The sequence below is a fragment of the Paenibacillus sp. cl141a genome, assembly GCF_900109305.1.
In the GTDB taxonomy this organism is placed as follows: domain Bacteria; phylum Bacillota; class Bacilli; order Paenibacillales; family Paenibacillaceae; genus Paenibacillus_AQ; species Paenibacillus_AQ lautus_A.
Genome location: NZ_FNZO01000005.1, coordinates 187,142 through 213,150 on the forward strand (window position 1 = coordinate 187,142; position 26,009 = coordinate 213,150).

Annotated in this window: 20 protein-coding genes; 3 read left to right on the forward strand and 17 right to left on the reverse strand. The window is 52.5% G+C overall.

Translation table 11 applies throughout. The features are described 5' to 3' along the window. Positions 1 to 175: 175 nt before the first annotated feature. Positions 176 to 1,057 (reverse strand): DUF6612 family protein, encoded by an 882-nt coding sequence (locus tag BMX45_RS16240; RefSeq protein WP_090910572.1) that lies wholly within the window; start codon positions 1,055 to 1,057, stop codon positions 176 to 178. A 125-nt stretch (positions 1,058 to 1,182) separates the two neighbouring features. Here BMX45_RS16240 and BMX45_RS16245 point away from each other — a divergent pair, with 125 nt between their 5' ends. Continuing rightward, positions 1,183 to 1,743, forward strand: coding sequence for an SLOG family protein (locus BMX45_RS16245; protein ID WP_015733877.1), 561 nt, complete (start codon positions 1,183 to 1,185; stop codon positions 1,741 to 1,743). A gap of 16 nt (positions 1,744 to 1,759) precedes the next feature. On the opposite strand, the gene BMX45_RS16250 is transcribed toward BMX45_RS16245, so the two are convergent. The 13 genes from BMX45_RS16250 to BMX45_RS16305 form a co-directional block, all read right to left on the reverse strand. Next, the gene (locus BMX45_RS16250; protein WP_090910573.1) at positions 1,760 to 4,357 is read right to left on the reverse strand and encodes a TPM domain-containing protein; all 2,598 of its coding nucleotides are present in this window, start codon (positions 4,355 to 4,357) and stop codon (positions 1,760 to 1,762) included. 183 nt (positions 4,358 to 4,540) lie between these two features. Next, on the reverse strand, positions 4,541 to 5,659 hold the full coding sequence (gene ald, locus BMX45_RS16255) for an alanine dehydrogenase (protein WP_090910574.1): 1,119 nt from the start codon (positions 5,657 to 5,659) through the stop codon (positions 4,541 to 4,543). Positions 5,660 to 5,951: 292 nt separating this feature from the next. Next, entirely contained in the window at positions 5,952 to 7,451 is a 1,500-nt protein-coding gene (locus BMX45_RS16260; RefSeq protein ID WP_090910575.1) for an alpha-glucosidase/alpha-galactosidase, read from the reverse strand. A 107-nt stretch (positions 7,452 to 7,558) separates the two neighbouring features. Then, the gene (locus BMX45_RS16265) at positions 7,559 to 8,476 is read right to left on the reverse strand and encodes an AraC family transcriptional regulator (protein ID WP_090910576.1); all 918 of its coding nucleotides are present in this window, start codon (positions 8,474 to 8,476) and stop codon (positions 7,559 to 7,561) included. A 157-nt stretch (positions 8,477 to 8,633) separates the two neighbouring features. Next, positions 8,634 to 10,595 (reverse strand): methyl-accepting chemotaxis protein, encoded by a 1,962-nt coding sequence (locus tag BMX45_RS16270; protein WP_254778099.1) that lies wholly within the window; start codon positions 10,593 to 10,595, stop codon positions 8,634 to 8,636. A 33-nt stretch (positions 10,596 to 10,628) separates the two neighbouring features. Further along, entirely contained in the window at positions 10,629 to 10,751 is a 123-nt protein-coding gene (locus BMX45_RS32140) for a hypothetical protein (RefSeq protein ID WP_302847915.1), read from the reverse strand. Positions 10,752 to 10,970: 219 nt separating this feature from the next. Further along, a complete protein-coding gene (locus tag BMX45_RS16275; protein WP_090910578.1) occupies positions 10,971 to 11,639 on the reverse strand; it encodes a response regulator transcription factor in 669 nt (222 codons plus the stop codon). 57 nt (positions 11,640 to 11,696) lie between these two features. Beyond that, positions 11,697 to 14,129: a sensor histidine kinase gene (locus tag BMX45_RS16280; RefSeq protein WP_090910579.1), complete on the reverse strand. Its 2,433-nt coding sequence runs from the start codon at positions 14,127 to 14,129 to the stop codon at positions 11,697 to 11,699. Between the two features lie 403 nt (positions 14,130 to 14,532). Beyond that, a complete protein-coding gene (locus BMX45_RS16285; RefSeq protein ID WP_090910580.1) occupies positions 14,533 to 15,333 on the reverse strand; it encodes an ABC transporter ATP-binding protein in 801 nt (266 codons plus the stop codon). Next, complete coding sequence (locus BMX45_RS16290) at positions 15,320 to 16,330, reverse strand: ABC transporter ATP-binding protein (protein WP_090910581.1); 1,011 nt, start codon at positions 16,328 to 16,330, stop codon at positions 15,320 to 15,322. Before BMX45_RS16290 ends, BMX45_RS16285 begins: the two co-directional genes overlap by 14 nt. A gap of 7 nt (positions 16,331 to 16,337) precedes the next feature. Then, on the reverse strand, positions 16,338 to 17,174 hold the full coding sequence (locus BMX45_RS16295) for an ABC transporter permease (protein ID WP_090910582.1): 837 nt from the start codon (positions 17,172 to 17,174) through the stop codon (positions 16,338 to 16,340). A 1-nt stretch (position 17,175) separates the two neighbouring features. Beyond that, a complete protein-coding gene (locus BMX45_RS16300; RefSeq protein ID WP_085981266.1) occupies positions 17,176 to 18,186 on the reverse strand; it encodes an ABC transporter permease in 1,011 nt (336 codons plus the stop codon). 103 nt (positions 18,187 to 18,289) lie between these two features. Then, a complete protein-coding gene (locus tag BMX45_RS16305) occupies positions 18,290 to 20,113 on the reverse strand; it encodes an ABC transporter substrate-binding protein (RefSeq protein WP_090910583.1) in 1,824 nt (607 codons plus the stop codon). 246 nt (positions 20,114 to 20,359) lie between these two features. Between BMX45_RS16305 and BMX45_RS16310 the strand changes: the two genes are divergently transcribed. Further along, a complete protein-coding gene (locus tag BMX45_RS16310; protein WP_254778100.1) occupies positions 20,360 to 21,613 on the forward strand; it encodes a sensor histidine kinase in 1,254 nt (417 codons plus the stop codon). 67 nt (positions 21,614 to 21,680) lie between these two features. Here the strand turns inward: BMX45_RS16310 and BMX45_RS16315 are convergent, their stop codons facing one another. Both BMX45_RS16315 and BMX45_RS16320 read right to left on the reverse strand, forming a co-directional pair. Beyond that, positions 21,681 to 22,040 (reverse strand): hypothetical protein, encoded by a 360-nt coding sequence (locus tag BMX45_RS16315; protein WP_090910584.1) that lies wholly within the window; start codon positions 22,038 to 22,040, stop codon positions 21,681 to 21,683. Positions 22,041 to 22,205: 165 nt separating this feature from the next. After that, positions 22,206 to 23,504, reverse strand: a complete 1,299-nt coding sequence (locus BMX45_RS16320; RefSeq protein ID WP_090910585.1) for an alpha-glucosidase/alpha-galactosidase — start codon at positions 23,502 to 23,504, stop codon at positions 22,206 to 22,208. A gap of 192 nt (positions 23,505 to 23,696) precedes the next feature. Here BMX45_RS16320 and BMX45_RS16325 point away from each other — a divergent pair, with 192 nt between their 5' ends. Continuing rightward, positions 23,697 to 24,581 (forward strand): helix-turn-helix transcriptional regulator, encoded by an 885-nt coding sequence (locus BMX45_RS16325; RefSeq protein ID WP_090910586.1) that lies wholly within the window; start codon positions 23,697 to 23,699, stop codon positions 24,579 to 24,581. Positions 24,582 to 24,654: 73 nt separating this feature from the next. Here BMX45_RS16325 and pepT read toward each other — a convergent pair whose 3' ends face one another. Next, positions 24,655 to 25,887 carry a peptidase T gene (gene pepT / locus BMX45_RS16330; protein WP_090910587.1) on the reverse strand — a complete coding sequence of 411 codons (1,233 nt, stop codon included), beginning with the start codon at positions 25,885 to 25,887 and terminating at the stop codon, positions 24,655 to 24,657. Between the last annotated feature and the right edge of the window lie 122 nt (positions 25,888 to 26,009).

A 26,009-nucleotide genomic window follows, 5' to 3' on the forward strand; every position in this document is an offset into this window, starting at 1 on the left:
CCTCCTCGTGCAATCATGGAGGAAGCCGTTGCCTTGACCCTGCCGTTGTAATGAAACGGATTCCATTAAATAAGGCTGCCCCGGTCCGTAGAACATCTACAGAGAACCGGGGCAGCCTTTTATTCAAGAGGAATATGACGGTTCATATTCCTCTTGTTCCATTACCCAAGGCGCATTATTTCGCTTCCAATGCTTCCTTCGGCACTTCGATCTTGCTGATTTCGTTATGCTTGGAGTAGGCGCTCTTCATTTTCATGTCCAAGGATACCTTCTGACCCTCGGCTTCCATTGCCATCACCATGTCCAAATCCGTTGTTACAGGCAGGTAAGATTCCTTCTGCACGCCATAAGTAATATGAATGCTCTTGATATCCATTTGGTCCATCATGGCTTCCATCTGCGGATCGTTGCCCGCTTGGCTCATCATGGACTTGGCAAGCTCCTTCAGGTTGTTGCCGGAGACATCCGCCGTCAGGACGTAAGCGTCTCCGTCCTCCGTTACTTTGAAGTCCTTAGCGAGGGTCTTGAATTGCTCTACCTGCTGCTCAGGACTCGCACTGCTCGGATCCAGGCTGTCGCGGATCTCCTGCTCCGATTCCTTCGGAACCTGCATCCATTGACCATCCATGAGCATGTAGATGCCGTCTTCCGTTATATACTGCTTCATCTCGACCTTGCCTTCCGGCGAATCCATCACGACGTTCTGCATCAACTCCACCGGCTCTAGCGTAAGCTCAGAATCGAGCGACATATCAACGTTTTGCTCCTGTTTCTCTGCGCCTTCAACAACGATGTGCTGCTTGACATCGGCTTTCATGGCAAAGCTCTTCAAGTTTTTCGAAGCTTCGGCCGATTTTTGAAGAAGCTCGTCAGCGGTCGGCAAAGCCTCCTCCTTCGGCTCTTCTTTAGCCGGCGGCGTCTCTGCCGGAGTCGTCGTCCCTTGTTCCGCTGCAGGCGGTGTTGCTGCGGCATCATCTGCTGCTTTGTTGTCTTTGCCGCATGCCGTCATGCTCATTACCAAAATTGCCCCTAGTAATACTGCTGTCCACTTCTTCAATCGAATTTCCTCCTAAAATATGTATTCCGGATTACTTACCCATTCTATACGATTTGTAACATCCGTTGATCAAAATTTCCGAAAAAGGTACACTAGACCTAATTCTGTTCAGGAGGCGTGCTCGATTGGAAAACATTCTGATTACCGGATATCGAGCCCATGAGCTCGGTATTTACAATAACAAGCATCAAGGCATTCCTTATATACGCAAAGCGATCGCCAATCGTCTGGTTCCCCTTCTGGAGGAAGGCCTCCAGTGGGTAATCACCCCCGGCCAATACGGCGTGGACCTGTGGGCCATTGAGGCGACAATAGAACTAAAGTCCCAATACCCTCACCTGAAATGCTCCATTTTGACGGCGTACCAGAATCCCGAAGAACAATGGAACGATGATAAAAAAGCTTATTTTCAGGAAGTCATGAAGGGGGTAGACTTCTATGCGCCGGTCAGCAAGAGTCCCTACCAGGGGCCATGGCAGTTCACGGCCAGAGACGATTTGCTCCTCCGTAAAACCGACGGCATTCTGCTCGTGTACGACGAAGACGGCGGTGAAGCCAGTCCCAGGTTCATCAAAGAACGCGCGCTGAAGAAGCAAGCCGCCGACGGCTACCGCTTCATCAGCATCGGTTCCGAGGAAATCCAGGCGGTTGCCGACGAAGAGAGCATGTCGCAGGATGATTACTAGGTCGGCTGCCCTCCGGTTACCACTTCGATCCGCCGGACGAGTTGTTATTGTCCCAGCTTGATCCGCCGGACGAATTTCCGGATGACGAATCCCCCCAGCCGGAACCGCCCGAGGAATGCGAGGAACCGGAGGAGCTTCCCCGGCTGGAGCTCGTTGACCGGCTGCTGCTCTGTGCTGCCGCTTTACGGGCGTCCGCCGCCGCTCTTCTCGCTTGATCGGCCGCTCTTTGGAGCTGCTGGGCCGCCCTGCGCTGCTGCTCCAGCATTTCCTGATGGCGAATCTCCCTTTCTACCCGATCGATATATTCCGCGATATTCAACAGTTCATGCGAGGCTTCCGCATACATCCCCTGCTCAAACAACGACTCGACCCGGAGTCGATAAGACTTGTAATTTTTCTTGAATCCCCTGCTGGCCCTCCGCGAAACTTGTTTGAAACGCTGCTCGACCTGCACGGATAATCGTTCAGCTTCCTCCTTCTGACGTACAATGTCTTGAACCCCGTAGGCAAAGTGCTCGGCATCCTGGGTGCAGCTCCTCGCTGCGCTCTCCAGATAATCCAGATCATACAACGGAGATGAGAGCGCAGCGCCCACGGTCTGTACATTTCTCCAAAATGAATCAGGCAGCCCTAACAGAAGGGAGTGGTTGCTCGTGACTACGTTATGAATCTGCAGAGTCTTCTGCTGACTGACAAACACTTCTTGAGCCGCTTCCAATTCATGGCGTACAGCCTGGAGCCGATCATCCAGGCCTTCAAGCGTTTCCTTCATTTCCCGTACCCATTGCAGCACGCGGGCCATCGTCATCGATTCGTTCTCGATGATCTCGCTCGCCTCTTCGAACTCCTGCACCTCGTCGTGCGTTAAGCGTTCGGCCTCCGGGAGTTTACCGTCCGCCATGCGGACCTCCTGCGATTCCTTCACCAAGGCCTGCTCCCAGCTTTGCCAATGCCTCGGCACATACTGGCCTCTGCAATGATTCAGCATCAATTGCAGCACGGAGCTTTCGTTATGAAATTGTTGTATGTGCTCATACAACCGGTCCAGACCGTTTCGATTCTGCCTTCTCAGCTCCGCCTGCCGTCTGGTCATGCCCAGCGCCTCTTTCAGCATAGCGTGCGCACGTTCGGAAGACTTGCGAACTTCACCCATATTCCCTTGACGGAGAAAATTTTCCAGTTGGTTCATCTGCTCCCTGGCATCATCCAGCCGCTCAAAAGGCCGGACCTTGATCCGATACAACTGGTGGGTCTCTATGATCTTAACAATCTCGGCGCGAATAGCCGCCGACTGATCCGAAAATTCATGAGCTTCCTTAACATAAACAGCCACGTCTTCGATGTTGCTCTTGCTCATGGGGTGCTTCTGCTCAGCTGCCTTTAGAACCTCCTGCGCCTCCAGCGGGTCAAACAGCTGAAGCTCGACGGCGCGCTGAATATCTTGTTCCAGCCCTTCAAGCTCTTGGTACAAGATCGGGAAGGGATATCCCCTATCGGCTGCTGCCCGGTCAAGGGTTTGCTTAAGCACCGTGTAATCCGCGTGCAGCTCCGTGGTTCTCCCTTTCGCCGTTTTATCGGCATGCTCGATGACGGTAATCCGGTTATCTTCAGCCTTGATCCCGCGATCCAGCCGATCGGCGATTTTCGAAAACCGCTGGATGGCTTCATCCATGGAAGAATAACGCAGGATGAAAATCCGGGTCTCCTGCAGCTGTGCTTTACTCTCTGCGGCAGCCACCATAAACTCGGACAAACGATCTGCGATTTCCTGCACCGCTCTGCCCGTCTTGCCTTGAGCAATTCCTTGATAGGCGCCTACCTTCTCGAGACCGGCATTGCATTTGACCAGCAATTCAGCGAACTGCTCCGATATCATGGACAGTTTGCGCTTCTTAAGGAAGCCCCTGGCCAGCATAAAGACTATCGCGATTCCCAGTCCTCCGGCACCAATTTCGATCCACGGAAGCTTCGGAAACTCGAGCTTCAGAGGAGCGGCGCTATCCGCCGTGGACGTTGACGGGGTGGTATCATCCGTGGATTTGACACTCCCCTTGTTCTCAGGTAGCGGTGATACCGCCTCGGCCCTATGATCATCTCCCTGAACGGGAACTTCACCGGCGGGCGGAGCTGCCAGGCGATGGACCTGGTGGATCATGCTCGCGCTGGCCTTCGAGAAACTTCCCTCCTTCGCATGCGGTATGAAATAAGCGTCCAGCATGGCGGTTATGGCGGAACTGCCGGTACCCTTCCCCTTACTCCTGCTCCATTCGTCGATGGCTTGCTGCAGCCGCGGGTTGTTAAAGTTGAATTCCACGCTCCGATCTCCCGAGGAGATCAGCAGCAAAACATCCGCCGTGCCCAGATTCCAAGCATCGTACGCTGCATTGGCATAATCCGTCGGACTTTGACCATCCAAACCTGGAACCGTCAATACAAAGACATGGATCTGCTCCCCTTTGGCGATTTTACTCAAATACTGCCGCTGCGACGAATCAAACAAGCCGGCCGTATCTCGCACCAGCCCTTGTTTGGACGGAATACCCGCAGCCCATACCGATGTGCCGGTCCCAATCATCAGAACCAGCATGACAATCAACCATCGCATACGTTTCATTTCAAGCCGTCTCCCCCATTCCTACAAACAAAACCCTTCTATATATATCGGATATCCAGGCCAACATAAAGAGCCATCTTTCAACTTTGCTCACGCCCGGCTAAATGGTTCGTCCCCAAGGTATACGCAATAAGCCCCGGTATCGTGTCAAATTTTTGAAAAATGGCTCTTTTCATTTTTTCACTATGCCAGCAGATAGTCGTCAATGCTGGTATGCGCATAACCATGAGCTGCCGCCACGGCTTCATAGGTCACTTTGCCTCCGATGACATTGATGCCCTTGGCCAGCGCCATGTCATGGCGGGCGGCAGACCGGATTCCTTTGCTTGCTATTTTCAACCCGTAGGGTGCCGTTACATTGGTCAATGCCATGGTGGAGGTACGGGCTACGGCGCCCGGCATATTGGCAACGGCATAGTGGATGACGCCATGTTTTTCATAGGTCGGATGATCATGGGTGGTGATCCGGTCGATTGTCTCAATCGAGCCTCCTTGATCAATCGCCACGTCCACGATGACCGATCCCGGGCTCATCTCTTTCACCATCTCTTCCGTGACGAGGCGCGGAGCCCTGGCGCCGGGAATCAACACCGCACCCACGACGAGATCGGCAGCCTTCACCGTTTCCGCAATGTGATACGGATCGGACATGATCGTTTTGACACGCCCTTGAAAGAGATCATCCAGCTGACGAAGCCGGACGGGATTAATATCAAGAATGCTGACGTCCGCACCGAGTCCCAGTGCAATTCGTGCCGCATTGGTGCCGACGATGCCGCCCCCGATAACGGCGACCTTGCCCGGAGCAACCCCCGGGACGCCGCTTAGCAGCACGCCTTTGCCGCCATGCGCCTTCTCGAGGAAGTGCGCCCCGATCTGAATGGACATTCTTCCCGCCACTTCGCTCATCGGGGTCAGCAGCGGCAAGCTGCCATCCGCCAGCTGTATCGTTTCATAAGCAACGGCGCTCACCTTACGGTCCACCAGCGCTTGGGTCAGCTCCGGTTCGGGGGCCAGGTGCAGGTAAGTGTATAGAATCATTTCCTCCTGGAAGTAATCATATTCCTCCTGCAAGGGTTCCTTCACCTTCACCACCATCTCGGCTTTCCAAGCCTCCGCAGCCGTTGCAACCACTTTGGCTCCGGCCGCCTCATAATCTCCATCGGTAAAACCGATCCCCAGACCCGCTCCGGATTGTACTAGCACTTCATGCCCCGCATTCCTGAAACTGATAACGGTGCCCGGCGTCATGCCGACGCGGTTTTCGTTATTTTTGATTTCTTTGGGAACCCCAATAATCATTGCCATGGCCTCCTTCGTAGTCAGCTTTGCCCATCTAATTGCATTGTACCCATTTTTACTCAAACTGCGCGCCTGACTCAGGTCAGGGATTGTCCATCCGAATATTTATTTATATATCCGTAGTATATGCCGGGACAAGAGGAACGGCATACAAAAAAATCACTCCCGGCAGACGGATTATAACGGATTTTTGTCCGTTATACCATCCTCTGTCAGAAGTGATACCATACTTGCGCATACATGAAAGACTTGCCTTGTCATCTCTCATTGCGTTCGCTGATGTGCAATCGGCTTACACTTTTTCGCGATCTTTCCCTTTATCGGATTCACCTGCGTTTTGATTCGCTTTCTCCCGGTCGAGCTGCATCTCCTCCACCGTTTTCACCTTGAGTCTGGCTGCGCCTTCATACGAGCGGGTCGGGATCAGATTGCCGGCCGCCAGGCGTTCCTTCGCCTCGGCGATCGAAGCCGAATATTGAGGAAGCCATGCTTCACCGGCTACCAGCATTTCATCGACCAGCTGCCAGATTTCCTTCGGATTGCATACTGCCCCGACCAGCGGATCCATCATAAACGCCTGCCGAAGCAGCTTGTCATCTCCATGAACCGCCGCTTCAACCGCCAGCCGTTGAACGGATATGCTTACGCTGCATACGGCAGCCGGGCCAAGAGGCAAATTCCCGACAAGCGGCATGGAAATGCCGTTGCGGTCAACGTATCCGGGCGCTTCGATGACGGCATCCTCCGGCAGGTTGGCGATAATGCCTTCATTCACCACATTAAAATGTCCCCGGTATACCCTGCCGGTCTCCAAGCCTTCAATGATGTAGGAGCCGTGCTCCTCTCCCCGGTGCTCCGGCTTGAATTTCATTGCCGGATCCTTCATCCAGTTCGGGAAATCGGTCTCGAACCAATTGCGCCCCTCGGTGCAGACTCGCAAATACCCGCCCGTCTCTCCGTTGATCCAGCTGCTGAGATCAATCCACTCCGGAATTTCCTCCGGCCGTTTGCGGTACCAAGGCACGTATTCGCTTAAATGACCGTTGGATTCGGTGCTGTAATATCCGAAACGCCGGAGCATATCGATGCGGACCTTCTCCGTCCTGCTGTATTCGGGATGGCGCTCGAACGCCTCCAGCAGCCCGGCCGTCAAGTCCTTGCCTTGATGCGAAGCTTGAATATACCAAGTTTGATGATTGATTCCGGCACAGACAATATCGACGTCCTGTTTCTTTAAACCGTAAACCTCGGCAATCTGGTGATGCCCATGCTGCACGCCATGGCATAAACCAACCGTCCGCACGCCTCCATACCGATTGCATGCCCATGTCAACATGGCCATCGGATTCGAGTAATTAAGCAGCAGGACATCGGACGCGCACACCTCGCGAATATCCCGGCAGATGTTCAGCATCTCGGGGATTCCCCGCTGGCCGTACATGATGCCTCCTGCGCAGAGTGTGTCGCCCACGCATTGATCGATGCCGTATTTCAGCGGAATGTCCACATCCGTGCGGAATGCCTCCAGACCGCCCACGCGGATGGTGCAAATGACGTATTTGGCATCCTGCAGTGCCTGCCTTCGATCCGTGGTGGACTGGATCGCAATCGACAGCCCATTCTCGTTAATGTCCCGCTGACATAATTCCGTGACCATCTCCAGGTTATGCCGGCTGATGTCGGTGAAAGCGACCTCGATATCCCGGAACTCCGGTACGGTCAGCAAATCGCGAAGAATCCCCCGGGTGAAGCCGATGCTTCCCGCTCCGATAAAAGCAACCTTAAATGACATTTTATCCTCTCCTAAGCTACTAATTAGATTGTACCCATTGTAGCAATGGAGGGGCGGTAAGCGTTATCAAAATCATGACCTCTTGGACCCTTCGGAGTCAAAAATCCTCACTTCTTATCTTCGGCATCGTCTTCACCGTAGTTCCAGGCATTCCGATCTTTCCGAAGACGATATTCCACCGGCGTGCTGCCCGTATACTTCTTGAATAACATATGAAAATACTGCCTGCTGCCCACACCCACATAATCCGATATTTCATGGATGGGGATGTCCGTCTGCTCCAGCAGCATCTTCGCCTTTTCCATTCGGATCGTTGTCAGGTACTCCGTTATCGTCCTGCCTGTCCCTCTGCGGAATACCCGATGCAAATAGCCGGGATGCAGATTCACTTCCGCGGCTACGTCCTTCACCTGAATCTGGCGGTCATAGTTCTGATGTAAGTAATCGACGCTGCGTTTAATATAGAAGTCGCTCTGCTGCATGTCGCTGCGCTCTCTTTCTTCATACAAACGAGCGATGCATACAAGCAGCTGTACAAACAGCGCATGCGTCATCATCCTGCTGTCGGTACCTCTCTGATCGAGCTCAAGCACGAGGCTTTTCAGCACCGGATATACCTCCTCCTGATCGGACAGCACCAAATAGCAGAACGGCCGCTTCAAGAGAAAGGAGACCTCTTCTTCTTCTCCGGCGATATGCCTTAAAGATGGTGCCTTCCCTTCACTTTCCATAAAACCGAATTCCACGTTCAGCATTCGGCATGAGGCGGCCTGATCCACGATTAACCGATGCGGGACACCGGCATCCAGAACCATGAACTCCCCTTTCTTCAAAATGACGCTCTTCTCCGTATCGCCTGCCCTCACGTCAATCCGGCATACCCCGGAAATCATGTACATGATTTCGGTTGAATCATGTTGATGGTAAGGCATTTCATAATTCATCCACTGTTTATAATAATAGGCATAAAAGCGCGGGACATAATCCCCCTCTTCCAGCATTTGCTGAAACAAGCTGCCGTTCACAACCACACCTCCTCCCCTCTGTCATAAGCAGAACAGCATTCGGTTTATAAAAACGCCCATCGGCGCCATAAACTTACAGAACTCGGTAACCACGGCTACGCGCATATAAAAAAAGCTTGGCCCTTAGGCCAAGCTTATCATCATTATGGTAATGGTGCTATGAGATTTTGAAAGCAGAGACGGTATGGTTCAACTCTTCGGCAAGCTCGGCAAGCGATTGTGCCGTTGCGGCCGATTCCTCGCTTGTAGCCGCCGTTTCCTCCGTGGAAGAAGAGATCGCCTCGATAGCCGTCGCCACCTCTTCAGCCTGGGCCGCCTGCTCCTCGCTGGCGGCGGCAATATCCATGACTTTGCCTGCCGACTCATTCACCATGCCAGTAATATGGGCAAAGGCTTCGCCGGCTTTTTCCGTATGGATGACGCCCTGATGCACCGCCTCCACGCTATCGGCCGTATTCTTCTGCATGCCTTTGATAATGTCGGCAATCTGCTTCGTGGCTCCTCCGCTTCGTTCGGCTAGTTTGCGCACCTCATCCGCCACCACGGCGAATCCTCTCCCTTGATCCCCTGCGCGTGCAGCCTCGATCGTGGCGTTGAGCGCAAGCAGATTCGTCTGCTTGGCGATATCGTCGATGACCTCGATGATTTCGCCGATCCGCTGGGAGTCTGTCTCTAGCTTGGCAACATGCTCTCGTATCCGATTCATGCCTTCCACCGACTTCTGGACGATTCCGCTGCCTTCCGCTGCAATCCCGGAAGTCTGGTTCACGAGCTCGGACGCTGCCGATGCATCGCTTGCAACGGAATTGATGGCATTGGACCATTCCTGGAACAATTCGCTGACCGTTTGCACGGATTCAGCTTGGCTGCTGCTGCCCACCGCAAGCTCCTCGGCACCGGCCGACAGCTGCTGCGAAGCGGCGGCAACCGAGGATGCATTCATATTCACCTTGCCGATCATTTCCCTCATGCTCTCCAGCAGCTGAGCAAATACCCGGGACAGCGTTCCGATTTCATCCGCCCTGCGAAGATAATCCGCGGGCACCTCCTGCGTGAAGTCTCCCATGGACATGGATTCGCCGATCGCTACGGAAACGCCCAGCGGTTTCACGATGGATCTCGTTAACAGGATCACGATAGCCGCCAAGGCTGCCAAGGTGATCACACCTGCCGCTATGATGGAGATGATCAAGGCATCCGAATCCGCCGTAATCTCGTCCATCGGGATGATGATGGCGGCCGACCATGGCGTTTCGGTCAACCCGGTCTTAATCGGCGTATACAGCTTGTACAGCGCGGAGTCTTCCTCGGTATAGACATCCCCTTCCCGAATAGCATCCAGTATGAGGGGAACCGTCTTGCCAGGATATGCTTCTTCCAGCTTCTGTCCCATCAATCCGTCCTCCGGCGACGTTACGATCACGCCGGTATTCGAATAAATATGCGCATACCCCGTATCAAATAACCGGAATTGCTCCATGACGCTTTGCAGATGTGCGAGGGATACATCGACGCCCACCACGCCGACGGTCTTGCCGTTATCGATAATCGGCACGACGAGCGACGTCATCATGACATCCTCGTTGCCTACTTTGAACTCGTACGGATCCATAATGATCTCTTTGCCGCTGTTCTTCGCCAGAAGATAGAAGTCGCCTTCCCCTTCCTGATCGTAATCCTCTATAATCGTACGCTCCAGACCCGCTTCCGTCCTTGCCCAGTAGGACATCATGCGGCCCGAATGGTCGCTGCCGAGTTTGTTGCGGTAATCGTTGTCCCGGCCGTCGAAAGCATCCGGCTCCCATAACGTCCAGATTCCTTTCCAGGACGGATTATCCTCCAGGTTTCTTCTCAATATTTCATTAACGGCTTGACGATTCGTTGTGTCGGTCTCTTTCATGCCAGCGAAGCTTACGGCCAAAGTACGTGCAGAGTTCATGACATCGTCAAGCTCGGCCTGAACCAGCGCGCCGATCTTCTCACTCGTCGTCACCGCAAGCGTCTTGGCCGAATCCAGAGCTTCTTCCGTTGTCGTCATGCTGATATAGGTCATCATGCTGCCTAAAAATATCGTGATTGCTCCCAAAATAATAAGCAGCATGCGACTTTGAAGTTTCATCGCAAACAGAGAATTCCATCGTTTCATTATGTGTCACCCTCGCTTCTTCCGGCTGTTAAATTCATTCCACTCTTCTTCAAGCTGCGCCAAAACTTCCTCAATCTCTTCCCGTGACAAGAGATCATCGGCGCCATATTCAAATAGGTCCTTTATCATGCCGAAAGTTACCACCCTTCCTACTTACAGACTATATCCATCCAGTAACATAAGCATATACACTTGCTTACCGTTCGTAACCGAAATTCTCTTGCGTGCTCACGCAAGAATTTTGCGGGATGCCTTGCGGTTTATTGTCGAATCTTTACGAAATGAATCGGAGTCATGTCGAAACATGCTTTTGATATCGTCTGAACTTATAGAAAAAGACCGAGGTTATCAGCTCATTTGGACAAAATCGGAATCCGACAGAATCCCCATTTGCTTTGCTTTCAGCGCAGCCTCTATGCGTGACTTCGCATTCAACTTTTGAAACAGGTTGGTTAAGCAGTACTCCAGTGACCGCTGGCTCATAATAACCGTCCCCGCAATTTCCTTATTGCTCTTTCCTCGAGCGATCTCCTTAAGAATGCTGTATTCTTTATCGGTTATAGACTGGGCTGCCGGCGTACCCGCCGTCCGTTCCGGGCCATTCGCGGTCACGCGGCGGAGCTGCTTCACGAGTGTCAACGGAAGAACCACTTCGCCTCGCAGTGCACATCGAACAGCCGTCACCAGCTGCTCTTTGCCTGACGTTTTCGAGACAAAACCAGCCAGTCCCGCCTCCATGATCAGGTTAAAATGATTGCTGACTTCAAAGCCCGTGTAGATCAGCATCACCGCGTTCGGGGCGATCCGGAGGATCTGCTTGGCCAAATCGATTCCGTTCATCCCCGGCATATGCATATCGATCAGCATCACGTCAAAGCGCTCCGTATTGACCAGTTCCAGCGCGCGCTCCGGCGTATTGGCAAGCTTGACGAACATATCCTTTTCCTGTTCGAGCAGCACCTTGGTTCCCTCCATCACCGAGGGATGGTCATCCACCAATAAAATATCGATCTTCATAACCCTCATGACTCCTTTAGTCTGGTATCTTGCTTGCTGCTTTGCCGGTACCCATGCTTACTTTGCCGTTATCGATATATAGACAGCCACCCCCCCGCTCTCCGATGAGTCGAACTGGATTATGCCGTTCATGCTTCTCACCCTTTCCTTCATGCCGCCGATACCCATACTGTTGAATTGATCCGGCTTCTGGCTGGGATCGATTCCGACTCCGTTATCTTCATAACTCAGATTGACCTCATCCGACTGGGTGGACAAACGAAGCTTTACCTCCGTCGCATTGGAATGCTTCGTGGCATTCGCCAGCAGCTCCTGAACGATCCTGTACAACCCGATCAAATGGTCGTCACTGATATCATCAACAAAGTTCGAGCAGTCGAACTGTATGGAGTAATTGGTGCGGAGCTGGGTGAATTCAAACAATGCCTCAAGCGAACGTTCCAGCCCCTCTTCCTTCAGCAGCGGTGGGCGAAGCTCATTGCACGTGATTCGGATCTGATAAATGACATCCAGAAGCCCCTGCTCAATCTCCTCCAGCTGTGGACGCAGATGTTCCGGCAGATCAAGATCCGATGTAATCTGATTCAATTTCCTGTACCAGATAATCTGTTCCTGGAGCGCGGCATCGTGAAGATCCTGGGACAGTCGCTTCCGCTCATTCTCGGAGAGATGCAGCATCAGCCGCAGCAGCCAAAGGGGCATGATCTGCTGTGAGGATCCCAGCTTCTCCAGCTCCCTCGTCAAGTCCTCAATCACGCGAAAATTATCGTACAGGACGCTTGCATAGCGGGTAATCGTCTCCAGCCATATTTTCTTGGCCTGAATCATGAGCAGCGGAGCCTCGCCTGCGATGCAGACGATGCTGCTGTCCCCGTTCATCTCCCCGATCTTGACGAAATATCCGTCGCACGTCTCAAACAGCTTGCAAAGCGGAATATGCTCGGGGCCGCATTTATGGATCACGTGAAGCACCCTTTGCGGCAGCTCTTTGCTGCCGCCTTGAATCTTGATATGCAGGCTGTGGTGGTTGATCCGAATCAGGCTCACCCGGTCCGTTCCCAGCACTTTCCTGATCTCCTGCACGATCCGGGCGTTCAATTCGCTGATCTTCACCATCCCGAACAGATCCGAGGAGAATTGGTCCAGGCTCATCTGAAGCCTGAAATACCGGTCCTCGCTCTCCCGGACAAGGCGCTCTGCCGCAATCCGCTCGCGTTCGGCCTGCTTCTGTTCCGTTACATCCCGAATAATGGTAAGCGCCGTATTATCGCTTATATAAGGGATCGGCGTCGTGATGGCCTCGATATCGATGATCGTTCCATCCAGCCGGACCAGCTTATTTCCCGCGAGCTCGGAGGTAGTCCCGCTTTCGTACACATGTTCAACCTCAGACGTCACGAACTCGAGTTGGTCGGAAGGAATCACGTCTTGGAAGGAGGTGCCGTCCAATTGCGCGATGTCCGTAATTCCCAATAAGGATAAGCCAGCGGGATTCGCGTAAATGTAAGAAAAATCGGAGTGCAGGAACATCGCGACCGGTGCGATATCCAGAATGTGGCGGTTAATTCGGTCGCTCTCCATTAAAGCCCGTTCCGCCGATTTGCGGGCAGTAATGTCCTCGAAAAAAATCTCAGTCGCATCCGATTCCGCATCAAATAGGGCGGTTGCGACAACATCGACCTGCTCGCCGTCAACCCGCCTTACAGATAGTTCCTCGGCGACAACTTCCCCTGCCCGAATAAGCCGCTTAAGCCGATTGCGCGCAGTTTCCTCATAAGGATTGATCACCCAATCCCAAGGATTGGTGCCCAGGATATTGTCAAGTCCGAAAGCCCCTAGGATCCGAAGTCCGGCTGGGTTCACATACATCAGCCTGTCGTCCTTGCAAACCGCAATGGCAATGGGGGATTGCTCCACCAGCCGTCGATACCGGTCCATGCTTTCCTTGAGGGCCTGCTCCATCTTCTTGCGTTGCGTGATATCATACAGCGCCTCCTCCATGCGGAAGCGCGAAGTAATGTCAACGGCAATGCCGTCCGTACGAATCAATTGCCCATACTCATTCATCGTCGGAATCATTTTCACCTGAACCCAGCGTACGTCGCCATCCGCATGGAGGATGCGGTATTCGGTATGGACCGCCTCGCCTTGCCGAAGCTTGTCAACCAAGGATCGGAACAATGCCATATCTTCGGGATGGATCATCGTTTCCCAGGAGAGCCCGTCCGAGAAATCGCGATGCGAGTAACCCGTGATTTTATGAAAAGCCAAGGATGTATTTTGTATGGTCCTGGTGCCGACATCGTATGACCAAATCCCGACATCCAGCGTAAGCAGCATATCGTCAAGCATGCGGAACCTGCTCTCGGCCATGTCCAAGGCCCGATGGCTTAACTTCCGCTGATAACCACATCTGTATAAGATAATCAAGAAAAGAAACGTCATGGCGGCCAACACCAAAACGGTTGCCCCCAAGAAGTAGCTGTGCATGATGTTTGATAGTCTCCTTATGAAGCATACACGCAAGCCACGACAGGGCTTTGCGTTATGCCGAATGCAGGCTGCGGGACGAACCCAATGGCAGCCATATCATTTATCGGCAGATCCTTCACAAATGCGAAGATCAAGGACTAAGAAATTTTATGTCACGTTTCTGAGTGTCATATCTGCGAAAATACAGGAAGCGCCAGCGGTCCTATGCATGTGCATGCCCTAAGCGAAAATGGTCGATCGACGTACATGCCAAGATGACAGACTACGTATCGAAGGGAGTTTTCTTGCGTGTCCAGGTGGGTAAGTCTATGGAGGTGCCCCCGTTCCTTGTCTCTTGCCAAAATAAAAGCTCGAAGCCGTTTCTCGCTTCGAGCCTTCCATAAGCTTTCCATAGCTAACCTTATGCCAAATCCCACTCGGAATGGATCTTGGGCACATCCGATATCAGCTGCTGCGTATACGGATGCCGCGGATTCAGGATAACCTCTTCCGCCGGTCCGCGCTCCACGACTTTCCCCTGTTCCATGATATACAGCGTATCGCTGACATAATAAGCAAGCCCTACGTCATGGGTTATAAAAATAATCGTCATGTTGTTCTCATCCCGCAGCTTCAAGAGCATATCAAGAATCGTGGACCGCGAGCACGCATCGACCATGGAGGTCGGTTCATCCGCAATAAGCAGCTTCGGATGAAGCATGAAAATCCGGGCGATCATCAGGCGCTGCATCTGCCCGCCGGACAATTCGAACGGATATTTATTATGCAGCTCTTCGAATTTTAGATTGACGAAGGAACATGCTTCCTTCATCTTGCGGAATTGCTCCTCCTTCGTCAGTTTATCTCCCTGCAGCTTGATGCAGTCGAGCAGCAGCTTCTCGACTTTGTAGAACAGGTTGAACGAAGAGAACGGGTCCTGGAAAATCGCCTGAATGTTCTTCCAATAGCGCTTGCGGTCTCCATGCCGCTTCAGCCGTCTCGGCTTGCCCATATATTCAATCGTCCCGCTGGTCTCTTTCAGCAAGCCCATAATCATTTTTGCCAGCGTCGTTTTGCCGCTTCCGCTCTCGCCGACAATCGATATGATTTCGCCTTCATGAAAGGTAAAGCTGACATCCTCTACGGCGGTTGTCTTCTGCTTCCCGTAACCGAACACCTTCGTGAGATGCTCTCCCCGAATCAGCACGTCATTCCCCTTCATTCGCATACCACTCCTTAAGCACATCAGGCTCCACGATGCACCGATAGATTCGATCCTCCACGGTCCGGCTCGTTATCTTGCCCTTCCGGCAGGCATCCTGCACATAGGAGCAGCGGTCGGCGAACCGGCAGCCCTCCGGCACGTTCTTCAGATTGGGCGGGGTCCCCGGAATGGCGGCAAGCTTATGGCCCTTCATGCCCTCCTCGGGCACGATGATGGAGCCCATCAGCTTTTTCGTATAAGGATGGATCGGGTCAAAAATCATTTGCTCTGCGGTTCCCCGCTCCACGATTTCCCCCGCATACATGACGATGATGTCATCCGTTACATGATAGAGCAGCGGCAGCTCGTGCGTGATGAAGACAAGGGATTGGATAAAGCCGCGGTCCAGCAGACTTTTAAGCAGTTTGATTACCGCTTTCTGCGAGGTTACGTCCAGGGCCGAGGTCGGTTCGTCCGCAATCAGCACTTTCGGATTCAGAATGGTGGAAATCGCGATGACCGTTCTCTGCTTCATTCCCCCCGACAGCTCATTCGGATAGGAGTTCAGCACCTTGGTCGACAAATTCAAGGTCTCGAACCGCTCCGCCGCCATATCCCACACCTGCTTCTTGTTCAGCTCGGGGCGGTGCTCCTTCATGATATCCTCGATGAATCGAATGATTTTGAGCGTAGGATTCAGGGCATTCATGGCCGCTTGCGGAATATACGATATCTCTCTTCCCGACACCCGGGAACGAAGCTGTTCCTTGCCGAGCTTCATAATGTCCGTGCCGTTGATGACAATCGAACCGCTGCCGAAATGCAGCGGCGGGAAATAGAATCCCATCAGGCTGAGGGCAAGGGTCGATTTGCCGCAGCCGGATTCGCCGGCAATGCCCAGCGTCTTCCCCTTCTCGAGCGAGAAGCTGACGCAGTCTACGGCATATACATGCTCCTTCAGCCGGGTACGGTAAAAGGTTTTCAATTCGTTAACTTCCAGTATATTTGTGCTCAAGGCCCCATCAGCTCCTAATCTTCGGATTGAATATTTCATCCATGCCGGTGTTCATCATGTACAAGGAGAAGGTGATGATGGCGATGGAAATCGCCGCCGGGATAAAAGCCCACCATGCCCCGGCAACCGGCGCTTCGAAGACGAGCGCCCAATTCATGATGATGCCGAGGGAAATCGTGTTGTAAGGGCCGAGCCCCAGCATCGAAATGGAAGCCTCGGAGAGAATGCCCGATGCCGTCTGCAGCACGAAAGCCATTACGACATAGGAGGCGATGTACGGCAAAATCTCCGAGACAATGATGCGCGGCGTGCTGTACCCGGATATTTTTGCGATGTTCACGTGATCCCGGTTTCGCAAAGAGGAGGTTTGCGCCCTTACGGCCCTGGCCGTCCAGGGCCAGCTGGTGATGCCGATGATGACCGCCGTGACAAACGAGCTTCGCGAATCGATGCTGACCGAGATCAAAATCAGGATGACAAAGGAAGGAATCACGATGAAAATGTTGGTGATCGCGGTCAGCAGGTTATCGATGATGCCTCCGATATAACCTGAGGCTAAACCGATTACAAGGCCGATAACGGTAGCAAATACGCCGGCAATCAGCCCCACCTGCAGGGAGGTCCGAATGCCGTAGATCAATTCAAGAAATAAATCCCTGCCGAAGTTATCCGACCCGAGCAGCAGCTTCGAGTCCGGCGGTTGATACGCCAGGGCGATCATTTCCAGCGGATCATTGCGGTTAAAGAGCGGGTAGATCAGCACCATGCCGATCATGGCCAGCAGCATGCAGGCTCCGAACATAAACTTTGGCGATTTGATCAATATGCGAAAGGAACTGTTCATATTATTGATCCTCCATCTGAGCGGCCTTGATTCTCGGATCGATCCAGCCGTAGATTAAGTCGATCGTAAAGTTAGCCAGCAGCACAGCCAGGGCGATCAAGAGGGTGCAGCCAGAAATTAACGGATAATCGAGCTGACGGATCGCCGTGAACATCCAGGTGCCGATTCCAGGATAACTGAACACGATCTCGCAAATCAGAGAGCCGCCTACCATCGTGCCGATGGATAACGCCAGTCCCGTTATCTGGGGCAGCATGGCATTCCGGAATACATATTTCGCGATCTTGGAATCCCGTATCCCAAGCAGCTTGCTGTACAGGACATAATCCGAATTCAGCTCATAGATGGACATCTCGCGCATGCCGATGGCTTGACCGCCGATGGTCACCAGGACGATCGACAGGAACGGAAGCGTGTGATGCCGAAGCACCGAAGCAAAGAATTCAAAGCTGAGCGTCGGCACCATCTGATAGTCGTAGCCGCCATGCAGCGGAAACCAGTTCAGGGACAGCGCAAACACGTACAGCATGATAATGGCCAGCGTGAAGAACGGAATGGAATTCACGAATAAAGCCACCGGAAAAATCACTTTATCGAACACGCCCTTGCGGTATGCCGCAACGGCGCCCAGCACGTTGCCGATGATCCAGCCAACCAGGATGGCCGGAAGCTGGAGACCGATCGTCCACGGCACTGCCGAGGCCAAAATCTCCGTGACCGGTTTCGGATACAGCCCGAACGAAGTGCCCAAATTGCCGGTCGCCAAATTTTTCAGATAGATGAAGAATTGTTCCCATAAAGGCTTGTCGATGCCGAACTCCACAAGAAAGGTCTCATAGACCCGCTTGATCGTATCGCTGTCGGTCATCCCCTGCGTCATCTCGGACACGATCATGCTGACCGGATTCCCCTCAATCATCCGGGGCAACAGAAAGTTCAGCGTAACGGCGATTACCAGCGTCAGAAAATACCAGAAGAACTTCTTGACGATATATTTTCCGTAAACACTCAAGCAGCTCACCCCCATGAATCGCACCTTCGAATTTGGTGGAAAAGAGACCTATATCAGGGGTGCTAATCCACCAATACAGGTCTTCGTTCATTGAGTTATATCCTCAGTTATGAATCTGATACAGCGACTTGATGCCGGCCCCATCCATTGAAATTTGAGGAGGAATGTTGCTGCCGTCCCCTTCGGTCGGGAAGCCCTTCCAGACCGATTCATTAACCGTATCGAATACCCATGGACGATACATGAGCGGAATCGACGGGATATCCTTCAACCAGATTTGGGTCAGTTCGGTGTAGAGGGCTTTCAATTCGGCTTCGTCCGAAATGGTAGGAATCTTCTCGATGATGGCATCCGCCTGATCGTTCTTGTATCGGCCCCAGTTGTAGAATGCCATTTCGCCCATTGGCGCAACGCCTTTGGAGTACATGATGGTCATGGCGCGGTTCCACGGCTGGCTCGGGCTGACTCCGCCCGCAGGCGTGTTCATGATAATGTCGAACTTGCCGGTCTGAAGATCATTGGTCCATACCGGCGCTTCCGGGAATTTGGTCCGAATCTCGATGCCGATCGCTTTCGCGTTCTGGGCGACGATCTCAAGCGCAGCGTTCCAATCCGACCAGCCGTACGGACATTCAATCTCAAACGGACCGAGTCGGGTACCGTTCAGAACGCGGATGCCGTCTTTCCCTTTCGCGGCGCCGATGGAATCGAGCAGCGCATTGGCCGCTTCCACGTCCGTTGTCCACTGGAGCGGTTGGATGGCCGCCTGGTCCACATATTTCGCTTCGGCTTCCGTATTGAGCGTCAACGACGGTTCCATCGGGGCGGAGTAGCCGCTGATAGCCAGCTCGGAGATTTTGCCGTAGTCAATTGCCATTGCAATCGCTCTGCGGACATCCGCATTGTCGAGCCCTTCCTTTGTCATATTGAAGAAAATCGACGGCATGGAGCCGGGCACATAATAAGGCGCTTCTTTGATATAGGTTTTGACCGGAGCCCCGCCTTCCCACATTTTCCATACCTGCGGAATAAACTGCTGCGATACGTCGACCTGGCCGCTCTTGAACGCCAGATCGCCCGCGGCATTATCTTTATAGATGACATGGGTGATGTACTTTGGAGCCGGCAGCTTGCCGAAGAGCGCCTGGCCCCAGTAGTTATCGTCCCGTATAATCGTGATTTTCTGGTCATTGTAAAAATACATTTTATAAGGCCCTGTTCCGATCGGGTCCTCGTTGACTTCCTTCCGAATGGTGGCAAGATCGTTATTGGCTTTCTTCTCGACCTCTTCCCAGACATGTTTGGGCAGCATCGGCATAATCTCAATGCTGTCGAGCACGGTCAACTTGTTCGGATTATCTTTATTGAGTGCAATGTTCACCGTTTGCGGTCCGTCCGCCGTTACGTCCTCGATGTACGTCCAGAAGCTGCTCCAGTTGATGTCATACTTTTTGCCAAGCTGGTAGGTATAGACGACATCGTCGGATGTGAACGGCTTGCCGTCGCTCCATTTGGCATCCTGATTCAGCTCGATCCGCAAGTTGAGATCGTCGATCCATTCGTACTTGGTCCCAAGCAGCGGCTCTAACTCGCCTGTGAGCTGGTTGACCATAAACAACGTTTCGTACACCAGTTCCCTCGAATTTCCGTAGTTGATCGGAAACGCCGGGTTTCCGCTAAGCAGGTTGAAATTCGTGGGCGCTCCCCATTGCAAGCCGTTCACGTAAAGCGTTTCGTTTCTCGGCGTTGCTTTCGCATCGCCTTGCGGTGCCGGTTCTTCGCTTCCTCCGGGCGTCTTAACTTCTTCATTAGGCGGCGGTGTTTCTGATGCTGTCGGCGGCGGCGTTACGCTTTGGCACCCGGCAACAAAAAAAGACGCGGCCAACAATAGAATGAACATGGGTCTCAGAACGGTTTTCAGCTTCACTTGTGAACCCTCCCCTTCATAGAAATGTGTTCTCACTTAAGTGCTGAGTATCCGAGTCGAACATCGGTTGTCTGCAAGCGCTTTCTTGATGGATTTATATGTACCTTGGTTCAATCTGAGTACGAATTATTTTTTTTGTCATTTTTATTCAAGCCTCAAGGATTTTTCCATTTGACGTCGAACTTGAATGGACATGGAAATCTAGCGGACGATCCGATACTCTTCAAAGGGGTGGGCCTACTGCCTGTGATCAAAGATGTTTTGCTGCAGCTGTTGTTTGCATTGATGCCTTTTGTTGCATACAACATCTATTACAGAAAACTGACAGTCAACTATTCCCGTAATTTCATCATGGTCATTTGTTCGCTGTGCATGCTGCTGTCCATGACCTTTGCTTCGTCTGTCCAAAGCGGGCTGATCTTTGACGTGCGGTATGTCATTATGTTCTTCGGCATGCTGTTCGGAGGGTTCCTGACAGGGGCAATTCTGCTCGTGGAATTTCTGATCTACAGGCTGTACATTGGCGGATCCGGCATGATCGACGCCATTATCATCTTGATCTTTACGTTCCCGCTGTCCGTTCTGCTGTCATTCCTGTATCACCGAAGCAAACACAAATTATGGATCATTTTTATAGCCGGCATCAGCTTCTCGGTTCTTCCGCTCCTGGTACTCTATATAACCAAACCCGACTACATCATGAATTACTTTGTTTTTAATATTTTTGCCATGCCGGTTCATAACTCGCTCGGGATATGGCTTCTCGTGACCCTGTTTAACAAGTCCGTATCCGACAAGGAGCTTTATCTGCGATATATCCAGAATGAAAAAGCCGAAGCCGTAAATCATGTCGCCGCCTCCCTTGCCCATGAGGTCCGCAATCCGCTGACCACCGTGCTGGGGTTCCTGCAATTGATCAAAAGCGGCACGTTCCCTCCGGAAAAAACCGAACGATTCCTAGAAATCAGCATGGAGGAAATTCGCCGAACCGAACAGATCTTGTCCGAATACCTCTCGATCAGCAAGCCTCACTTGCCGTTTCAGCAGCGAATCGAGCTAACCGCCCAAATCAAGTCCGTCGTTGAGCTTATGACTTCATATGCCAATATGAGTAACGTCACCCTCAGCACGGACTCTCCCGTGTCTAATCTCTATATTTCGGGGAGTCCCGCAGAGCTCAAGCAGCTGCTGGTCAACTTTATCAAGAATGCGATCGAGGCGTGCAAAGACGTCGCCAACGGCATGGTCAACATTACCGTCTTTGAAGAAACGGATCAGGTGGCCGTGGAAATCAAGGACAACGGGATCGGCATGACCCCCGAGCAGCTAAGCCGTCTCGGTTCGATCTACTATTCCACCAAAATGAGCGGCACCGGACTTGGGCTCACCTTCTCTTATCAAGCCATCCGCGCCATGAACGGAAGTGTCTCGGTACGAAGCTCGCCAAGATCGGGAACCGTGTTTCTCATCACGCTCCCGCGCGCGAAACTGAGCCCGTAAGCGATGACGCACGTGGTCCGTTTTACGAAAAAGAGAGACGTCTTTCGCAGCGAAAGACGTCTCTCTTTTATTGGGTTTGCAGCATAATTACTTTGGCCTCAAAACTTCTGTTGTTTTTGCTTATGTTCAAGGGCTTTTTTAACGTGATCCGGATAAGATCGCCTTCCTTTAGCTCATCCAGCGTGATAGCTTCTCCTCCATTTGCCTTCAGGGAAGTCGATTCGGTGACCAGCACCTCACAGTGGTACCCCTCGTCCGTATGATTCTTCCGGTTACGATTCACTTCGTTGGAGCAATCCACGGTAATCCTGTCGTCTCCCAGCGAATAAACCGCAGACTCGAACACCGTTACATCACGGGCACATCCTGCCGTAAACAGGAACAGCAGGCACATAAATAGCCTCTGGTTAAATAGCCTCAGCTTCATACCGCACCTCCATATATCTGCTTAAGCAGTTTACATAAAGTGACAGTCAAAACGAATCATCATTAGGTTTAGTGTAACATCGGCCTGTCCACTTGCGCTTCAAAAAAACGCAAGGAGCGGGGAGGATCCCCTGCTCCTTGCGTTACTTCGTTCATCCATTCTTCCTTACTGGTATTTAGGAAGCCAGTCTCCGTGCGCTTCGATCAAGTCGTCGCACAGGCTCTTGATGTCATCCATGGACAATTCGGCAGCCGTATGCGGATCCAGCATCGCCGCATGATAGATATGCTCCTTCTTGCCGGTTGCCGCGGCTTCCAGCGTCAGTAGTTGGGTGTTGATATTGGTGCGGTTCAGCGCGGCACACTGCGGAGGCAGATCGCCAACATAGGTTGGCGTCACGCCGCTGGCATCGACCAGACACGGAACCTCGACGCAGGCTTCCTTCGGAAGGTTCGTGATCAGTCCCGTATTCATCACATTGCCGCCGATTTTGAACGGCACATCGGTCTCGATTGCTTCCAAAATGTAGGAGGCATATTCATGGGAGCGGTTGTGCTTCAGATCCTGGTTGTTGACCAGATCCTCGCGCATCGCCTTCCAGCCCTCGATTTGGTTCACGCAGCGCCGCGGGTATTCATCCAGCGGGATGTTAAAGCGTTCGATCAGCTCCGGATAGTTGCGTTTGATGAAATACGGATGGTATTCGGCGTTATGCTCGGACGATTCGGTAATGTAGTAACCGAAGTTCAGCATCATCTCGAGACGGACCATATCATGGTGCTTCTCCTTCTGCTTCTCCGCCGCGCGCTTCTTGATTTCCGGATACAGGTCCACGCCGTCCTTCGTTACCTCAAGCAGCCATGCCATATGATTGATGCCGGCGATTTTGGCCTGCACGCCTTCCTTGTCTATTCCCAAATTATCGAACAGATGCGGGATGCATGCCTGAACGCTGTGGCACAGACCTACGGTTTGAACGCCGCCCAGCGTGTTCATGGCATTGGTCAGCACTGCCATTGGATTCGTATAGTTGAGGAATAAGGCGTTTGGACAAACCTCCCGCATATCAGCCGCGAAATCCAGCATCACCGGGATGGTACGGAGGTTGCGGAATATCCCGCCGATTCCCACGGTATCCGCTATCGTTTGTCTTAGCCCGTATTTCTTCGGAACCTCGAAGTCCGTGATCGTGCACGGGTCATAACCTCCAACCTGAATCGCGTTAATGACGTATTTTGCTCCGCGAAGCGCTTCCTTGCGGTCGCCGTATGATTTTACGACACAGGTGCTCCCGCTGGTCTTCTTTATATTATTCAGCATGTTCTCCGAGTCTTTCAAACGGACGGGGTCAATATCAAACAAAGCAAGTTCAAATCCCTGCAAAGCCGGCGTCTGCATGCAATCACCCAGGACGTTTTTGGCAAATACGGTACTTCCTGCTCCGATGAATGTAATCTTAGACATCAATAAATGCCCTCCTTAAACTCCATAAATTAATACGCTTTCACATGACTAACTATAAGATAATCGGCCTTTTTTGAATATGGAGCAAAACAAGTGCCATATGGACATTTGTCGTGCGATTATGTAATCTAACTCTAACCCATATCCTCATCATGAATCGATATCGCACACGTTTAAGGAGGAGCGAATAAAATGTCCATTTTGCCGGACCATACCCTTTACGCGATTGGCATGAACCCTTCGCCCGGCGGCCATGACCTGAACATTCTGTTCAGCGGCGAAGGCACGCCCGTACCCCGCCACAAAATCGGGCCCATCATCCATGATTACTGCCTTATTCACACCGTCCTGGCTGGCCAAGGCGTGTTCGAATGCGCTGGCAAGGTGCATCACTGCCGGGCAGGCGATACCTTCGTGATCCTTCCCGGCGTTCTGTTCAGCTATGAAGCGGACGACCGGAACCCCTGGCACTACAACTGGGTGGCTCTGCAGGAGAAAGGCACCAACCTGCTGCTGGCTGATATGGGCGTTACACCCGTCAGGCCGATTATCCGCTGCACGGAAGAAACCGAGCTGAACGCCCTGGCCGAGATGTACCGTCATCTGCGTCTCGGGTTTAACCAATCGGATCACCCTTGGCTGGAGGATCTTCAGGCTTCCGGGTGGCTCCGATTGCTGCTCCATAAGCTGGCGATGTTAAACCGCGAGTTTCTTCCGTCGAACTCCAATGACGTGCCGGATATTGAGCGGGGCGTGAGACAGACGGAGCGCTGGATTTCGACCCAATATCACCAGCAGCTGTCCATAGATCAGATGGCGAAGGCACTCGGCTATCACCGGGCCCACCTGTCCAAGATGTTCAAACAGCATACGGGCCTTTCGCCCATGCAGTACCTCATGAAGGTACGCATCGAGAAGGCCAAAGCACTCATGAGATCATCTTTCTCCATCCATGAAATTGCCTCCTCCGTCGGTTTCAACGACGCTCTCTATTTCTCCAAGCAGTTCCGCAAATGGACAGGCATGACCCCCAGCGAATATAAGTACAGCCTGGAAAAAAGCTCGAATACAACATGATCCTGCAAATGAAAAGAGCTCCCGGCATGCATGCCGGGAGCTCTTCTCTAAATAACACCAACTGCCTTTTAACTTAGGCCTGCGCCTCATACAGCTGCACAATCTCGATAATCGTCTGGACGGCCAGTACCATGTTGTCGGCGGACACGTATTCATATCGTCCGTGATAGTTCTCCCCGCCCGTAAAAATGTTCGGTGTCGGCAGGCCCATGTACGACAGTTGGGAACCGTCGGTTCCCCCGCGGATCGGTTCGATAATCGGCTTGATTCCCAGCTTCTCCATTGCGGTCTGCGCGATGTCGACCACTTCTTTGACCGGCTCGATTTTCTCCCGCATATTGTAATATTGGTCTTTCATCTGAAGCACGATCCGCTCGGCTCCATACTTGTCCTGAAGCACTTCGACGATGGAAGCCAGCTTGGCCTTCCTGCCTTCGAACAGCTCCCGGTCATGGTCGCGGATAATATAACGAAGCTCGGTCACCTCCACATCGCCTTCGATGGAAGTGAGATGAAAGAAGCCTTCATACCCCTCGGTATGTTCAGGCGCTTCTTCCGCAGGGAGCATGCCGTTCAGTTCCATAGCAATTTTCGCCGCGTTGACCATTTTGCCCTTGGCCGTTCCGGGGTGGACATTCTTGCCTTTGCAAGTCACGAGCGCGGCTGCCGCATTAAAGCTTTCATATTGCAGCTCTCCTAGCGGCCCCCCGTCCATCGTATACGCATATTTGGCGCCAAAGGCCTCCACGTCGAATTTATGCGGTCCTCTGCCGATCTCTTCGTCGGGCGTGAAGGCCACGCGGATTTTGCCGTGCTTCAGCTCCGGATGCTGGATCAGGTAATTCATTGCCGTCATGATCTCTGCAATGCCCGCTTTATCGTCGGCTCCCAGCAGCGTCGTGCCATCCGTTGTCACGAGCGTATGTCCTTTGTAACCGCTCAGCTCCGGAAAATCTTGCGGGGAGAGGATCACGTTCTGCGCTTGATTCAAAACGATGTCTTGTCCGTCATATTGTTCGACGATCCGCGGTTTGACGCCGGCACCCGTAAAATCGGTCGCCGTATCGATATGGGCCAAAAAGCCGATGGTCGGGATGGATTTATCCGTGTTAGCCGGAAGCGTGGCCATCACATAGCCGTTCTCATCCATGGTGACTTCCTGCATGCCGATGCCCTTCAGTTCGTCCACCAGCAGCCGGCCCAGCGTCAGCTGTCCGGGCGTAGAAGGACAAGTATGGCTGTTCTCATCGGATTGCGTATCCATCTGCGCATAGGTAATGAGTCTGTCGATTACTTCTTTTTTCATAAATTCTCAACTCCAATACGTATGGTATGTAAGATGCCCTCTCTCAAATCCATCAAGAGTATACCATATTTGCCTGCGCTCAAAAAAACAACCGCTCCCCGAAAATCAGGGGAACGGTCAGG